Genomic DNA, 15632 nt, shown 5'->3' on the forward strand with positions numbered 1-15632 from the left:
AAAGGTGATCTAAAGATACGTTGCTCAGGGAGCAGGACAAGGTCCAGTGTCAATAGTGAGCTGACGCCCCTACGGTGTGCGCACACTTTCAGGGCAAGCGCTAGGCATAGCGCTATATAAGTTACCAATTATATTGGTAGGTGCCTACCAGCAATTACAAGGTTTATGCCATGTTTTTACTGGAACTGCGAACTAAGAATGGATTTAGATTAAAGATAAAAATCGACTTTTTATCGATATTCAAATTCTTCACTTGGTAAGCACCGAGGGGGAGGTTCGAACTCCCCCTCACCCTTATTTTTAAAAATACATAAACTGATAATTAATAGCAAATACCATGAGCAAAAAATACAAGCCACCGGAACTACACGAATATAGAGGCTTAACAAGCTCTGAGCAGACGGCAATACACCAAATGCTCATCTCCTATGTTCGTGAGGAAAATTGTCGCTTTAACATAATCATGTCTGGCAAAGCAGAACCCTATAATCTGGTAAAACTAACTAGTATTAATTTTGAGAATGAAGCATCAGCAATTTGGGTTAATTTTGAAACCATCACAGGAGAGCAAATAGCTTTACCCATTGGCTTTCTTTCAAGAATTGAGTTTTCAGGGCAGCAAGAAATTTAAACTGTGAACCCGACACAGTCTTTACAACAGATCGGGTGGAGAAAATAAATGGCAGCATACTCAATTACATACGATCTACATAAGATTAAAAACTATACTCGACTTCAAGAGGGTATCGATGCTCTGTCGGGAACGGTCTGGGTTAAACCAACCTTGTCTCAATTTATTGTAAAAACCACTTATACTTCATCACAGATAAGAGATTTTTTAAAATCTTATGTTGATCACGATGATACAATTTTTGTTGCTAAAATTGATCTAAATGATTGGGCTTCTTATAATGTTGAGCAAAAATTAGTTGATCCATTAAAGACCACTTTCTTTTAATTGATTACTTAAAGCCCCACCAACAACACCAATACCTCTGTTAAAATTTTCTTGATCTTTGAGGATGTAATCAATATTAGCTTGATTACCCTCAACCTTAGTATCCTCCGCTAAGGTGATGCGACACCCCATAATGCTTACACAACTACCCTTTGGGATAATTGCATACTCTTGCTTTTTCTCGCCCATAACAAACTCCAAATAACCCACCCCGTGTGGGTTTTCTTATTTTTAGTGTATACGAAATTTTTCACCAAATAAATTCACTAAAGTTCTTGACTAAATATTTAGTAAATACTAAATTATATCTCACCAACCAACAAAAAAGCCCCTAGCTTTCGACGGACAGGGACTTTTACTCAAAGAGTGAGATAAGTATGACAGAAAAAGCATTAATAGCAAAGCTGATCAAGAATCAGAACCGTAAGCAGACCATTAGACACTCTAACTCTGGCTTGGTAATGGCAAGCGTATTTGTGATTCTAGCTTTCAGTGCCTTTGCCTTCTTTAAAGCAGATGCAGATCAAACCCAAAAGCATCAAGAGCATGTTTTAGTTCAGGTTGAGGGGGTGAAGTGATGTCAAGTTCTCTCAATTTATCAGAACGTCAATTACAAGTTCTTCAATGTGTAAAAGACGCTAAAGCAGAAGGCAAGCGCCCTTACACGAGAGGTGTTGTAAGTCGCATGAAAGCAAAAGGATTTGAAATTACTGATCGCCAAGCTGCTTATGACCTTGGTGTGATCATCAATACAGATGGAACAGGCGTCTACTCTGTTCGTTATGGCAGTGGCAAAACTCTATGGATTTATGAAGAGCCTTTAGCTAAGGAGCCCTCTCATGGATAACTACATAGCACTAGCTAGTTTCATTGGGTTATTCAACCTCATCTTGGCGGTTCACTGGGGGATTATCTAATGAATATGTTAGCCAATATCTCGTTTGATGCTGCTACTGAGTCAAAGCTTTTGAAAGACTTAAGCAAGCATCCTGAACTGTTAGCTGGTGCAGTGGAATATGCCTTCCAACGTGGTGACATCGACTCTAAAGAATACCGTAACTGGCAAAGCAAGATTGCAGAAATGGAGCGTCTACACACTGCAAACCTTTTAGCGACTATTAAAGCGTGAGGTGTGTATGGGCTTTTTCTTCAATACAGAATTTCTTGAACAATTTGGTTTTAGTGTTGGTGAAGAAGATGAAGCAACTCACTACAGCACTTTCGGTGGCAGCGATTGGAAATTGAAAGCAAATAAAGATCAGATGTTCTACTGGGATGCCCTTTCAAAATCTTGGAAAAGATGGGCATTAACTCTAGAACACTGCACGCCAATCGGTGAGAAAGAACCGAATTACAAATGCGGACCAGTTAATCAAGTCGTAGTTAAGAAAGACGAAACGACTAGTGAATCGTCTCCGATTTATTCAAATTCGAAATATAAAGGTGATTAACGATGAATGCACAAGTTAATAATACGCTGGTCATTGAGGATTTGGTGGCTATTCAACATGAACTTAAAGCCCCTAAGGATAAATTCAACTCATTCGGGAAATACAATTACCGATCTTGTGAGTCAATCCTTGAGGCGGTAAAGCCTTTATTGCACAAATATAACTGTACTTTGGTTCTATCAGATCAGTCAAAAGAATTGTGCGGCATCCCTATCGTAACTGCTATTGCTAAGTTTATTGATAGCAAAGGCAAAGAAACTGTAGTTCAAGCAGAGGCAGGTGTTGAAGTTAATAAAAAAGGGATGGATGTTGCTCAAACATTTGGAGCGTCAAGTTCATATGCTAGAAAGTACGCTTTAAATGGATTGTTTCTTATTGATGACTCCAAGGATGCTGATTCTGATGAATACCAAAATCAGCAGGTTTCACAGCAAAACCAGTATCAAAACCAATTAAAAGCCGAGTTTCAAAAAGCGCTTAAAGATATTGAGAATGCAGAGAGTTATTCGATTCTAGTGTCAATCTGGAACAAATTTAAAGCTACAAATTATGCTGAACAAATTAAGAAATCAATTGGTGCTAAACGTGACAAAGAAGGATGGGCAGCATGACAGATTTGAATAAGGAAAGAGAGGCTTTTCTAAATACCTTCCAATATTACAAAGGAAGAAGAGACATTATTTTTAGTCATGAGCATGAACTGTTTATGACTAGATCAAACAATCCTTCTGACATTGCTCAGAAAGAAATAAGCAACATGAATAGCCGTTGGGATGCTTGGCTTAGATGTGCAAAGCATCGTGATGCAGAGCTAGAAAAAGCCAAAGCTCAGGCGGTGCCAGATCAAACTATCAATGAAATTCAATCATGGATTGCAGTTCAATCTACACAAGCAATGGAATTAGATGGTGAGGAATTTGTTGTTGGCGCAAATGAGTTGGCAGAATTCATTGAGCAATTAGTTAAAAGCGAATCGGGAGCTGAGGGATGAATGCAAAAATTTTAGATCCATGCTGCGGCTCTCGTATGATGTGGTTTGATCGTCAAAATCCAAATGTAGTCTATGGCGATATCAGAAAAGAAGAACACACATTGTGTGATGGTCGTTCTTTAGTGATTGAACCAGATGTGATGATGGATTTTCGCGACATGCCATTTAAAGATGGCCAATTCACTTTAGTCGTGTTTGACCCTCCTCACCTAGTTAAAGCAGGAAAGCAAAGTTGGTTAGCTGCCAAGTACGGGAAGTTGTCAGAAGATTGGCGCGAAGATATTCGAAAAGGTTTTGCAGAGTGCTTTCGTGTGTTGGCCAATGGCGGTGTTTTAATTTTCAAATGGAATGAAACACAGGTCAAAGTAAGTGAACTTTTAGAACTGACAGATCAAAAACCATTGTTTGGCCACATTAGCGGAAAACGTAGCAATACACATTGGATTACTTTTATGAAGATTGAGGGAGCTGAGGGATGAAATATCAAATACAACCAACACAAGTACCAGACAATTTAGATAGCTGCTGGTTCCACCCTGATATAGAGAAGCACGACACTATTGGTGAAAATGCTGAATTTTATACAAAGGAACAATGGGCGCAGCTTCAAATTAATCTTGGTGTAGAAATTCTTGTTGAGCGTTTGGAATATTGGGATATTCCAGAAATTCCTGAAGACGACTGTGCAGATTGGTCAAACTGGAAACCACAAGCACCTATAAAAGATGCCTTTCTCATTGCAGGTTTTGATACAGAAGATGGGCCTTGTTTGTGGTGGGCAAAGCCTAAAGCGGAAAGTAAGGAGGGGTGAATGTTATTGACTACGGATGAAGTTGAACTAATCAAAACTTGTGATGAAAGCCCTGAACAATATATTGCAGTTTTTCAAGGTCAACAGATTGGATATCTCCGCTTAAGACATGGCGAATTTAGAGTTGATTATCCTGATTGTGGTGATGAGACCATTTTGTATTCTCAAGAAATGCTTGGCGATGGAAAGTTTGAAGATAGTGAACGTGAGTACTTTTTGATGAAGGCCAAAAAAGCAATCGTTAAGAAGTTTAATGAAATGGAGGGGTGAATGGAAATTGATCGTCGTGTACGTGCTAAAGAGTTTATGATGCTGATGTCTATTGGCCGCACTAAATTCTATCGCATGATTAAGAATGGTGAAATTCCTCAACCTATCAAGGTAAGTGACAAAGAGGTATTTTGGCACGAATCAAGTGTTAAGAAAGTTGTCGAAAAACACAAAGATAATTCTGATATGATAGCCTGCTAATTGCAGGCTTTCTTTTAAGTCGAGTGTGTTTAAAAACGGGTAATTAAACGGGTAACACTCTAGCCATTTAGAATTTAATTGATCATTTTCAAAAGGTTAAGATGAACAAGATAGTTGTAAAGAAACATAATGGCGGAACCATTGCACAAAACAAACGTGCCCGTCATGATTATTTTATCGAAGAAAAATTTGAAGCTGGCATGTCTTTACTAGGCTGGGAAGTAAAATCTTTACGTGCCGGTCGTATGAGTTTGACAGAAAGTTATGTCATTTTTAAAAATGGTGAAGCATTCTTATTTGGTGCTCAGATTCAACCACTCCTTTCTGCATCTACACATATTGTGCCGGAAGCTACACGTACACGAAAATTATTATTATCTCGTCGTGAACTTGAAAAGCTTATGGGTGCGGTCAACCAAAAAGGTTATTCGTGCGTTCCATTAGCATGTTACTGGAAAGGTCATCTGGTTAAGCTTGAAATTGCACTCGTGAAAGGTAAACAACTTCACGATAAACGAGCGACTGAAAAAGAACGTGACTGGCAACGTGATAAAGCACGTATATTTCATAAGTAATAGACTAAAAAGCCTCTATAGAGGCTTTTTTATTTTTCACTAATTTAATCTATATAAAAGCCCAGCAATATATTCACCAAACCATTTAGCAGTATCTAAATCACCTTGCGGCGGTGTAATTTCAACAGGTGCATTATCTGATTGAGTCATCAACCCTAAACAGCTCGATAAACGGTTTAAATCGGTTTCAGTATGGCCTGTTGTCATTAAAGGTAAACCTGACCACAACATGCCGTGCTGCATCGCAAAAATGTTAAGTTGTTGCAGAACCGCCAGTTTATCACCACTTAAACCGCCCGAATTTGCAAAACCCGCTGCTAACTTACCCTGCCATAAACGATTTTTCCAACGTTTGGATGTACTATCCATAAACTTTTTAAAATCGGCAGTTACGCTTCCCATATAAGTTGGGGAACCAAAAATAATGCCCTGTGAGGCATCTAAAACATCCCAATCAATATGCTCAATATTCATCACATGTACTTTGACGCCCATCACTTCGGCGCCACTTGCGATAGCAGACGCTACCTTTGCAGTGTGACCATAGGGACTGTGATAGACAATAGAAAGATGTTTTTCAGGCAAAGACATAAGCTTAATATTTTGAGCGATTTTTTCTATTTTATCATTTTATTAAAACTTGCTAAACCTTGTTCTCTAAACATGAAATCTCAGTACTGGCCTTAATTTTTTGAATAAATATGGAAAGTTCAAAATAAAAAACTCTCTTATGCTATTTTGAAATTTAAAACAACATAAGAGAGTATTATTAAAACAACCATATCCTTAAGAAGAAATATGATTTTTCAAAACTACATAAAAACAAAAGTTGCCATACGGCCAGTTTTAGCATCACGGCGATAAGAAAAATATTCATCTTGCTGTTGGTATGAACACTGATCTCCCCCTAAAACTTTTTCAACTCCTAGGCTCTGTAAGATAAAACGAGCAATTGCATACAAATCAGCATGAAATTTATTTGGGGCTGCCCCATCAATAAATGCAGTTTCCAATTCAGGATATTTACTACAAAAAGCAGTTTTTACCTCTGCTCCAATTTCAAAGCAAGGTTGACTAATCGCTGCACCCAACCATGCCCATGTTGGAGGGATCTGCATTGCAGCAACTGTATTTTCAATAATACCTCCCGCTAAACCTCGCCACCCTGCATGTAAGTTAGCAATTTCTGTACCTTCAGCATTACCAAGCACGACAGGTAAACAATCGGCTGTCATCATCATTAACGCATGACCTTGGGTTTGCGTAATCAAGCCGTCGCCAATTAAAGCTGTAAAGGGAATTTGTTCATTTACTGTATGGCAAATCGTGCTATGTGTTTGGGTCATCCATGTCATTTTTTTAACCCCAAACTGAGCAAATTCATCTAACAGCATCATCCGATGCTGCTGGACACGCTGAGCTTCGTCTTTAACGTGCAAAGCAAGATTAAAACCTGTTAGCTCTGTTAGCTCTGTTGGCAATGCCAAAGGGTGATGAACTCGTGTCTGCCCTACGAATACGCCTTGAGGTAAACCTTGAACAAATTCCATATACCAGTCCTTAATATGCAGCGTTTTCTGTACGTAAAACATTAACCAACTGCGTAAAATCTTCAGGCCATGGTGCTTCGAATAACATTTCTTCACCAGTACGAGGATGTTTTAAGCCCAATTTAGCTGCATGAAGTGCTTGGCGTTTAAAACCGCGTAAAGTTTCGATGAGTAACTCAGATGCCCCCGCCGGAATACGTACACGGTTCATATAAACTTGGTCACCGACCAAACCATGTCCAATATAACTAAAGTGAACGCGAATCTGGTGGGTACGGCCAGTCTCAAGTTGCGCTTGTACACGAGTAAAGTCTCTAAAACGCTCTTTCACGTTATAGTGCGTTACAGCATCACGCCCACCCGGCAAAATTGCCATTTTTACACGGTCAACCGGATGTCTTTTTATCGGCTCATCGATTGTGCCACCTGCAATAATATTGCCATAAGTGACTAAGTCATAAATACGATAAACAGATTTATCTCCCAATTGTTTACTCAAAGAAAATTGTGCTTCGAGATTTTTAGCAACAACTAGTAAACCACTGGTATCTTTATCAATACGATGTACTAGACCAGCACGTGAAAGCTCGGCTGACTTGGGTGAATGGTAAAGCAAAGCATTGACCAAAGTACCCGAGGTATTACCTGCGCCAGGATGAACCACCATACCTACTGGTTTATTAATGACTAAAATATCTTCATCTTCGTAAACAATATCGAGTGGAATATTTTCTGGTTGACTGTTGGTCTGTGCTTCAAGCTCAACATTTAAAGTTAGCGTTTCATTGCCTTCGCAGCGATACTTAGGTTTGACAATGTTACCATTTACCAACAGATGACCTTCTTTCATCCATTGTTTAAGTTTTTCGCGTGAAAACTCACTCCACACCATGGCTGCCACTTGGTCGATACGTTGCCCTAAGTAGCTTTCATCTAACTGAACTTGCAACGATAAACGTGTTGCAGTTGTATCAGAAGTATGGTTATCTGCATCCTCAGAATCTTCTAGTAAATTGAAGTCTGTTTCAGAGAAGTTTGTGTTTGAAGATTGTGCTGAAGTCATTTGATCATTTAGATAAAAGTGGTTTAATAGCGCAATTGTAGCTCATTGCCCAACATAACAGAGGAGTTTTTATGTCGCTACCACGTTATAAAATTACGATGCTTGCCTTATCTTTAGGTGTAGCGTCTGCATTTGTGGGCTGTAGCAGCAATCCAAGTAAAAAAGAAGTGGTCGATACTGGCCCTCAATCTAGTGAACAAGCATATTTTGACAAGGCTCAAAAAGCTCTTGATCGTGGTCAATATCTTGACGCTACTAAATCTTTAGAAGCGATTGATACTTATTATCCAACTGGACAATACGCACAACAAGCACAACTTGAACTTCTCTATTCAAAATTTAAGCAAAAAGATTATGAAGGTGCGATTGCACTCGCAGAACGTTTTATTCGTTTAAATCCTCAGCATCCAAATGTAGATTATGCTTACTACGTACGTGGCGTATCTAATATGGAGATGAACTACGATAGCTTGTTGCGTTACACCTCTTTGCAACAATCTCACCGTGATGTGAGTTATTTAAAAGTTGCATATCAAAACTTTGTTGATCTTATCCGTCGCTTCCCAAGTAGCCAGTATTCTGTCGATGCAGCACAGCGTATGAAGTTTATTGGACAAGAGCTTGCTGAAAGTGAAATGAATGCAGCGCGTTTTAACGTTAAACGTAAAGCGTGGATTGCCGCGGCTGAACGTTCACAATGGGTGATTGAACACTATCCACAAACACCTCAAGTACCAGAAGCTTTAGCAACTTTGGCATATAGCTATGATCAATTAGGTGATAAGGCAACTTCGCAACAATACATTGAAGTTTTAAAACTTAATTATCCGAGCCTTGTCAATAAAAACGGCACTGTCAACATGCGTGCTGCACGTAAAGAAGGTAACTGGATCAACCGTGCAACCTTAGGTATTCTTGGTCGTGAATCTAAGTCTGTAACACCAGATACGACTACTTCTTCTGAAGCTGAACCAAAACGTAGTCTACTAAACCGCGTAAGCTTTGGTTTAATTGGTAACTCGGGTAAAGAAGAAACTGAAGAAACAACTAACACACCTGTTGAAGCACCAAAAAGTGAACGTAGTTGGACTAATCGCTTAAGCTTCGGTTTATTAGATAAACCTGAGCCAAAAGCAGCAGAAGGCGCAACAATTGTACCAGCAACATCTTCGAGTGAAGCACCGAGTGCCTCACCAGCAGATAACGAAGCAGATGACGCTGCTCAATAAGCAATAAAAGCTTAAAAATAACCAACAAACAGGCAAGTAATATCACTTGCCTGTTTGTTTTTATAAAATAGTAAAATATTTATCGGGCATATCTCGATTCATCATGTCAGAATAATCTGACCTATCGCATCATTAGTTTAAACACGGTTATCTGAATTATGGCAATTCCACAGCATACGATTGATCAGATCTTAGATCGCACAGATATTGTCGATCTGATTGGTCAACGTGTGAAACTGAAAAAAACCGGACGAACTTATTCTGGTTGTTGCCCTTTTCATCAAGAGAAAACGCCTTCTTTCCATGTTTACCGCGATAAACAGTATTATCACTGCTTTGGCTGTCAGGCGAACGGAAATGCTATTCGCTTCCTAATGGACATTGATAACCGAAACTTTATTGATGTGATGAAGGAATTATCGAGTAATACGGGAGTCGAATTACCAAAAGATAATACTGATAATAAAAAACTGTCTTATACACGCCAAGTTACAAAACCATCAACACCGCCCAAAACGGTTGCTGAACCGACTACTCAAGCACCTATAGAAGATCAGTACAATACGTTTGAACCCGTATATTTTGATGATCCCTTTGCCCAGTTTGAACAGCCATTTAGCTTTGATGAGCCAGTACAAGAAGGTAATTTATATGACCTTCTAGAAAATGTTGCCCAGTTTTATGAACATCAATTACCGACTAGTCAAAAAGCTAAAAATTACTTTAAGCAACGCGGTTTAAGTGACCAGACTATTCAGTTCTGGCGTTTAGGTTATGCTCCTGAAGACTGGCAGCATCTGGAAAAAGCTTTCCCTTATGATATTGAGGGCTTAAAGCAGCTTGGCCTCATCCGTTCAAGCGATAGTGGTCGTGACTTCGACCTTTTACGTGATCGTGTTATTTTTCCAATTCGGGACCCTAAAGGTCGTGTAGTTGGCTTTGGCGGTCGTGCGCTCAATGATGAAATTAAGCCTAAATACATCAACTCGCCCGATTCGGAAGTATTCCATAAAAATCAATTACTGTATGGGCTATATGAAGGCCGAAAATTAAAAGCAAATGACTGGTTAATGGTCGAAGGATATATGGATGTCATTGCTTTACAGCAATATGGCATTACTGGTGCAGTTGCGACTTTAGGAACAGCAAGTAATACCGAACACCTTAATATCTTATTTAAACAAAATAACCGGATTACGATTGCTTTTGACGGTGATGCTGCAGGTCAAAAGGCCGCACGCCGAACTTTAGAAATTGCATTACCCTTACTCAATGATGGTCGTGAGCTCAAATTCTTTGTATTGCCAAATGACCATGACCCTGACTCTTTAATCCGCCGTGAAGGAGTGGAAAACTTCCAGAAGCTTCTACAGCAAGCTCCTTTACTTTCTGACTTTGTTTTTGCTCATCTTACTGGGCAACATGACATTAGTACGCCCGAAGGTAAAAGTCTTGTTATGGGCGAATTAAGAGAATTGACCGAGTTATTACCAAAACAAGGGTCTTTTCGCTATCTACTAACCCAATCTTTCCGTGAAAAATTAGGCTTAGGTAAGCGCTTCACTCCACAAATTAGCCACGATGCATCCCTATCTTTTAATATTCAAACGAAAGATGAAGACTTTGCAATTGCAATTTTGATGCACCATCCGTTTCTTTATATTCATTTTGAAGGATTACGGGCTTATATTCCGCAAGATGAGTTGTTGGCTAAAATATTAGCAATTTTAAACCGTATATTTGACGAATTGCCTGATGACCAAGAACTAGCTACCTATTATGTTTTAGGTGCTTGTAGCAGTTATTGCCATGAAATTGCAGATATTATGCAAAGGACCAACATTCAAGCCTTAACTCAAGCACCGGAAGTAGCAGATAAACTCGCAAAAGAATATGCTTTAGGCTTACAAGAAAGATATTTACGTCAAAAACTAAAATCTAAAATCTCATTAGTTGAGTCAAGAAACTTAAGACAACAACTCAATGAACTTACCAAACAGATTAGCTTAAGACTTCTTTCTTAACGTTTAGGTTTTCGCTCATGATCAAATACATCCTGTAAATGCTGCTGTAACCATTCAAAATAGTCTGGGCTCTCTGCTTTTGCAGCTTCACGCAACAACATAGAGGTAGGATGTATTAGTTTTTGCGTCAAACGATGGGCAAATTGCTGCAACACTTGCTCAGGATTTCCACCATGATGCAGAGCCTCTAATGCATGGGTAAGCTCTCGCTGACTAATTTCTTCACTATGTTGGCGGTAAGCATGAATTGTACTGCCCGCCTCTTTGACTTTTTGATGCGTAATTAGCTGGGTAGCTAGCTGATTAACCATCACCTCAGCTTCAACAGCCGCTTGACGACGTTGAGCCAAGTTTTCATCGATCACACTTTGTAGATCATCTACGCCGTATAAATACACCCCATCAAGCGACTCTACTTTAGGGTCAATATCACGCGGTACAGCTAAATCGACCATTAACATTTGCTGATAACGGCGTTTTTTTAATGCAGTTTTGACATCTGCATAAGCAATAACCTGATGCAAACTACCCGTACAACTTGAAACAACATCGGCACGATATAGATTCTCAGCCAAATCTGAAAAATCAATAATCTCAACTTCAACTTGATGTGCAATTTCTTGGGCCAATTGATCAGCACGTTCACGGCTACGATTACAAATAATCATCTTGGCAACGCCCATTTCAGCTAAATGCTTGGCAACAAGGCTGTTCATTTCGCCTGCAGCAACCACCATAACCGTTAGCTTTTCAGGTTTACTAAAAACCTGTAAAGCGAGCTGGGCAACTGCATAACCCATTGAAACGGCATGACTACCTACAGCTGTTTCAGAGCGCACACGTTTAGCGGCGTAAAAAGCGTACTCAAATACACTATTTAATTCTGGAGAAACTGTTTGCGCTTCTTTAGACAATGCTAGAGCACTTTTCACCTGCCCTAAAATTTGCGGTTCGCCCAACATGAGTGAGTCCAAACCACTTGCTACACGCATTAAATGTGTGATGGCTTGAGCATTTTCGTAACGATAAACATGATGAATTAACTGCTTTACATCAATATTATTGGCATCGGCTAACCATTTCAGAAGGCTTTCGGCATCTTCCGCCATGGCGTAGACTTCTGTACGGTTACACGTTGAGACAACCACTAAGTCTTTTAAAGACTCGTGATGACGTTGTTCGGCAAGCAAATTACTTAATCGCTCTGCATTGAAAGCAATTTGCTCGCGGAGTTCTACAGAAGCTGTTTGATGGTTGACACCCAATGCAAAGAAAGACATATCAGATCATCATTTCGCTAAATTTATGCTATTGTGCAACATCGGTGTCATAAAAAGCATTACTTTGGATCAATAAAAATTGCGTCAAATGAATAGCCGTATTAATTTTAACGGTGCTTCGATAAGACAGTATTCTACCACATTCTTATTGTTAGGTAGCATGTCCTCATATGTCTATGCACGTCCAGTGCAAGAGACCTATGCCGTGCATTCATTTGATCAGGCTTTACAGCAGAGTATGGTCGCTGAATTTGCCTTAGCTTATGACGATATTCCCACAGCACTGCACAATTACACAGTGCTTGCGATAAAAAGCAACTCAACAACAATTAAACAGCGTGCATTAGACGTTGCACTTGAATATAACGACTTACAAGCTGCATTAAATATTGCAACACATTGGGTTGTTCAAGAGCCTAAAGATGTCCCTGCTCTATTTTATTTATCGCATATTGCGCTAAAAACACACGAATATCAGCTTGCTGCCGAGACTTTAGATAAAATTTTAAAAATAGATCCAACTGCCGATCTTGAACAAATTTTGGCAAGCATTGCACCTGAAAATGCACAGGATCGAGAAGTTTTATTAACCGCTTTACGTTCTAGTGCAGAGAAAGACAACCCATCCATCTTAGCGCTTATTGCCAACCTAGAAGCACAAAATGGTCAGTTAGAACCAGCCTTAAGTACTATTAATCGCGCACTACGCCGTCGCCCTAAAGTGACCAGCTTTATCTTAATGAAAGCCAATTTACTAATCGCACTCAGTGATCAGGAAGGTGCTTTAAAATGGTATGCAAAATCAAGCCGCAAATATAAGAAAAACCTAGATATTCGCCTAGCCGAAGTACGTTACCTCATCCAGATTAATCAACCCCAGCTTGCTCTTGAAAAATTAGAGAAAATTATTGAAAGCAATCCTCATGCTGAAGAGGCTTTGTTTATTGCTGGTTTAACCAGTATTGACCTTAAGCAATATGACAAAGCAGAACAATATCTGGTTGATTTACGCAACTCTGCAAAATATCAAAATGAGGCGTATTACTACTTAGCGATTAATGCTGAAAGAAAACAACATTATGAAACTGCTAAAGCTTACTACCGTTTAGTCGATGGTAGTTTGTATATTGTTTCAAGACGCAATCTCATTGCAATCTATGATAAACAAGAAAACCTACACGATGCTTTACGCTTTTTAACCCAAGAGCGAGTCAATTATCCTCAGCATGCAAGCTTTCTCTACCAAGCTCAAGCTGAAATTTTGAAGAAGATGGGCAATAAAAAAGCTGCATTAAACTTATTAGATGAAGCGATCAAAAACTTACCAGATGATCCGGAACTCATCTATGCAGAAGTTTTATTATTAGACCCTTATACTGACCGCGATAAACTCGATAAAACACTCAAACAATTATTGCAGTTAGAACCCAATAGCCCAACGTATCTAAACGCCTATGCTTATACATTAGCTTTGCAAAATCGTAGGCTTAAGGAAGCACGTCAATATGCTGAACAGGCTTTAGAATATGCCCCTGAACAAGCTTCTATTCTGGATACGCTAGGCTATATCGCATTTTTACAAAATGATTATGAAGCGGCTGCGGAAGCTTTAGGCAAAGCATATGAACTAAGTCATAACATAAATATTGGCATTCGTTACGCTAAGGCACTTTATATGCAAGGATCATTAACTCAGTTCAGTGCCGTGTTACAACAACTGAAACAAAAGCACGCAAATGATCCACAATTACAACAACTTGATGCGTTAATTTTACCTACATCTGCAAAAAAGAGTTAAATTTATGAGCAAACTTGCCCAACTGTGCACAGCGATCTGTGGATCAAGTGTTTTATTTTTAACCGGTTGTCAGCATTTTACTCAACCTAAAGCTGCAGTTACCCACCAAGTACAAGACGAAAAACACTTCAATTTACAAGGTAAAATTGGAGTACGCACCCCCCAACAAACTGGTAGTGCATTCTTTACATGGATTCAACAGCAAGACAATTTCGATATCGAATTAAGCGGTATTTTAGGTGTTGGAAAAACACAAATTCAGGGTAAACCTGGTGAAGTTACTCTAAACAGTGCTAAAACTGGACTGATTACGGCTGCATCTCCTGAAGAACTTTTAGAGCGTGCAACTGGCTGGCAAGCACCAATTACTCATTTAACCAGTTGGATTTTAGCGAAACCTGCAACTTTAAATGCTCAAATTAGTAAAGATAATGCAAATCGTGTGAGCCAACTCATCGAAGATGGCTGGACAGTTAATTTTAGTTATGATGGTGAACAAACTCTACCAAATAAACTGGTTTTAAAGCAGGCTCTTGCTGAAGATAAAGAAAACCGTATTACAATGGTGATCCAAAACCGCTAATCCTTATTATATAAATCTATGATTCGAGTACCTTCTCCAGCTAAGCTCAACCTGTTTTTGCATATCACAGGACGTCGTGAAAATGGTTACCATGAACTACAAACCATTTTCCAACTTATTGATTTATATGACTGGATGACATTTACGCCTTTATCTGAAGATGAGATTCAGATTGAAGGTTTAGGTGAAGTTCAACTTGAGCAAAATCTGATTTATCGGGCGGCACAGATATTACGCCCTCACGCTCAAAATCCTTGCGGACTCCATATAAAAATTGAAAAAAATATTCCGATGGGTGCCGGTTTAGGTGGCGGTTCTTCCAATGCAGCAACGACGCTTATTGTCTTAAATCAATTATGGCAATGTGGTCTAACTGAAGAACAATTAGCTCAGTTCGGTGTCAAGCTTGGTGCCGATGTTCCAATTTTTATTTATGGGTTAAATGCATGGGCTGAAGGGATTGGTGAACATTTATCATTCATAGACTTAGATCAAAAACAATTCATTGTTTTAAAACCTGATTGTTTTATCAGCACTCAACTGCTTTTTTCACAAAAAACATTGACAAGAGATTCTAAGCCCACTACATTTTGCGCCTATCAGTTAGAACCTTCTAATTTCGGAAATAACTTTGAGCCTCTGGCTAGAGAGTTATACCCTGAAGTTGAAGAAGCAATGCAATATCTCGACCAGTTTGGTCATGCAAAGCTTACAGGTACAGGTGCTTGTGTTTTTGCTGAGGTAACCGATGAAATGAATGTTGATGACATTCTTAAACATGCACCATGTAAAGCTTACTTGGTACATAGTTTAAAAGAATCTCCTTTACGTCATTTTAAAGTTGCAAG

General features: G+C 39.2%; 23 protein-coding genes. 18 read left to right on the forward strand and 5 right to left on the reverse strand.

The window, feature by feature from the left end; translation table 11 throughout:
* Positions 1-337 precede the first annotated feature (337 nt).
* On the forward strand, positions 338-631 hold the full coding sequence (locus tag R5R67_RS14630; protein ID WP_024436197.1) for a hypothetical protein: 294 nt from the start codon (positions 338-340) through the stop codon (positions 629-631).
* Between the two features lie 48 nt (positions 632-679).
* The gene (locus R5R67_RS14635) at positions 680-958 is read left to right on the forward strand and encodes a hypothetical protein (protein ID WP_000742020.1); all 279 of its coding nucleotides are present in this window, start codon (positions 680-682) and stop codon (positions 956-958) included.
* Here the strand turns inward: R5R67_RS14635 and R5R67_RS14640 are convergent.
* Positions 938-1147, reverse strand: a complete 210-nt coding sequence (locus tag R5R67_RS14640) for a hypothetical protein (protein WP_017725179.1) — start codon at positions 1145-1147, stop codon at positions 938-940. The two genes, R5R67_RS14635 and R5R67_RS14640, sit on opposite strands and share 21 nt — an antisense overlap.
* A 188-nt stretch (positions 1148-1335) precedes the next feature.
* Between R5R67_RS14640 and R5R67_RS14645 the strand changes: the two genes are divergently transcribed.
* The 11 genes from R5R67_RS14645 to smpB all read left to right on the forward strand — a co-directional run bounded on the left by R5R67_RS14645 (position 1336) and on the right by smpB (position 5257).
* Positions 1336-1536, forward strand: a complete 201-nt coding sequence (locus R5R67_RS14645) for a hypothetical protein (protein ID WP_016653796.1) — start codon at positions 1336-1338, stop codon at positions 1534-1536.
* Positions 1536-1805: a hypothetical protein gene (locus R5R67_RS14650; protein WP_057991897.1), complete on the forward strand. Its 270-nt coding sequence runs from the start codon at positions 1536-1538 to the stop codon at positions 1803-1805. Before R5R67_RS14645 ends, R5R67_RS14650 begins: the two co-directional genes overlap by 1 nt.
* A gap of 69 nt (positions 1806-1874) precedes the next feature.
* Positions 1875-2087 carry a hypothetical protein gene (locus R5R67_RS14655; RefSeq protein ID WP_086221763.1) on the forward strand — a complete coding sequence of 71 codons (213 nt, stop codon included), beginning with the start codon at positions 1875-1877 and terminating at the stop codon, positions 2085-2087.
* Positions 2088-2094: 7 nt separating this feature from the next.
* On the forward strand, positions 2095-2409 hold the full coding sequence (locus tag R5R67_RS14660; protein WP_289356283.1) for a hypothetical protein: 315 nt from the start codon (positions 2095-2097) through the stop codon (positions 2407-2409).
* A gap of 2 nt (positions 2410-2411) precedes the next feature.
* Positions 2412-3020: an ERF family protein gene (locus R5R67_RS14665; protein ID WP_017394213.1), complete on the forward strand. Its 609-nt coding sequence runs from the start codon at positions 2412-2414 to the stop codon at positions 3018-3020.
* Positions 3017-3400: a hypothetical protein gene (locus R5R67_RS14670; protein WP_289356285.1), complete on the forward strand. Its 384-nt coding sequence runs from the start codon at positions 3017-3019 to the stop codon at positions 3398-3400. The genes R5R67_RS14665 and R5R67_RS14670 overlap by 4 nt, the downstream gene beginning before the upstream one ends.
* Positions 3397-3879, forward strand: coding sequence for a methyltransferase domain-containing protein (locus R5R67_RS14675; protein WP_289356287.1), 483 nt, complete (start codon positions 3397-3399; stop codon positions 3877-3879). Before R5R67_RS14670 ends, R5R67_RS14675 begins: the two co-directional genes overlap by 4 nt.
* The gene (locus R5R67_RS14680; protein ID WP_057693643.1) at positions 3876-4211 is read left to right on the forward strand and encodes a hypothetical protein; all 336 of its coding nucleotides are present in this window, start codon (positions 3876-3878) and stop codon (positions 4209-4211) included. Before R5R67_RS14675 ends, R5R67_RS14680 begins: the two co-directional genes overlap by 4 nt.
* The gene (locus R5R67_RS14685; protein ID WP_046023912.1) at positions 4212-4481 is read left to right on the forward strand and encodes a hypothetical protein; all 270 of its coding nucleotides are present in this window, start codon (positions 4212-4214) and stop codon (positions 4479-4481) included.
* Complete coding sequence (locus R5R67_RS14690) at positions 4482-4682, forward strand: helix-turn-helix transcriptional regulator (RefSeq protein ID WP_000401870.1); 201 nt, start codon at positions 4482-4484, stop codon at positions 4680-4682. It abuts the gene before it with no gap.
* A gap of 101 nt (positions 4683-4783) precedes the next feature.
* The gene (gene smpB, locus R5R67_RS14695; protein ID WP_001033994.1) at positions 4784-5257 is read left to right on the forward strand and encodes an SsrA-binding protein SmpB; all 474 of its coding nucleotides are present in this window, start codon (positions 4784-4786) and stop codon (positions 5255-5257) included.
* Positions 5258-5296: 39 nt separating this feature from the next.
* Here smpB and R5R67_RS14700 read toward each other — a convergent pair whose 3' ends face one another.
* The 3 genes from R5R67_RS14700 to rluD form a co-directional block, all read right to left on the reverse strand.
* Positions 5297-5848, reverse strand: coding sequence for a flavodoxin family protein (locus tag R5R67_RS14700; RefSeq protein WP_000056378.1), 552 nt, complete (start codon positions 5846-5848; stop codon positions 5297-5299).
* Between the two features lie 221 nt (positions 5849-6069).
* Positions 6070-6807, reverse strand: coding sequence for a peptidoglycan editing factor PgeF (gene pgeF, locus R5R67_RS14705; RefSeq protein ID WP_000397523.1), 738 nt, complete (start codon positions 6805-6807; stop codon positions 6070-6072).
* 10 nt (positions 6808-6817) lie between these two features.
* Positions 6818-7870 carry a 23S rRNA pseudouridine(1911/1915/1917) synthase RluD gene (rluD, locus tag R5R67_RS14710; RefSeq protein WP_000199621.1) on the reverse strand — a complete coding sequence of 351 codons (1053 nt, stop codon included), beginning with the start codon at positions 7868-7870 and terminating at the stop codon, positions 6818-6820.
* 71 nt (positions 7871-7941) lie between these two features.
* Between rluD and R5R67_RS14715 the strand changes: the two genes are divergently transcribed.
* Together R5R67_RS14715 and R5R67_RS14720 are read left to right on the forward strand one after the other, a co-directional pair.
* Entirely contained in the window at positions 7942-9099 is a 1158-nt protein-coding gene (locus tag R5R67_RS14715) for an outer membrane protein assembly factor BamD (RefSeq protein ID WP_000056815.1), read from the forward strand.
* 158 nt (positions 9100-9257) lie between these two features.
* Positions 9258-11123, forward strand: a complete 1866-nt coding sequence (locus tag R5R67_RS14720; protein WP_001007229.1) for a DNA primase — start codon at positions 9258-9260, stop codon at positions 11121-11123.
* Here the strand turns inward: R5R67_RS14720 and hemA are convergent.
* Positions 11120-12403 carry a glutamyl-tRNA reductase gene (gene hemA / locus R5R67_RS14725; protein ID WP_000007423.1) on the reverse strand — a complete coding sequence of 428 codons (1284 nt, stop codon included), beginning with the start codon at positions 12401-12403 and terminating at the stop codon, positions 11120-11122. The genes R5R67_RS14720 and hemA overlap by 4 nt on opposite strands.
* 88 nt (positions 12404-12491) lie before the next feature.
* Between hemA and R5R67_RS14730 the strand changes: the two genes are divergently transcribed.
* The 3 genes from R5R67_RS14730 to ispE all read left to right on the forward strand — a co-directional run.
* Positions 12492-14201 (forward strand): tetratricopeptide repeat protein, encoded by a 1710-nt coding sequence (locus R5R67_RS14730; RefSeq protein WP_001088484.1) that lies wholly within the window; start codon positions 12492-12494, stop codon positions 14199-14201.
* A 4-nt stretch (positions 14202-14205) separates the two neighbouring features.
* Positions 14206-14784, forward strand: coding sequence for a lipoprotein insertase outer membrane protein LolB (gene lolB / locus R5R67_RS14735; RefSeq protein WP_000039821.1), 579 nt, complete (start codon positions 14206-14208; stop codon positions 14782-14784).
* Between the two features lie 18 nt (positions 14785-14802).
* Positions 14803-15632: 4-(cytidine 5'-diphospho)-2-C-methyl-D-erythritol kinase (gene ispE / locus R5R67_RS14740; protein WP_140947925.1), on the forward strand; the 830-nt coding region annotated here is incomplete at its 3' end.

This window comes from Acinetobacter sp. OYA S30, assembly GCF_033599315.1.
Classification (GTDB): Bacteria; Pseudomonadota; Gammaproteobacteria; order Pseudomonadales; family Moraxellaceae; genus Acinetobacter; species Acinetobacter baumannii.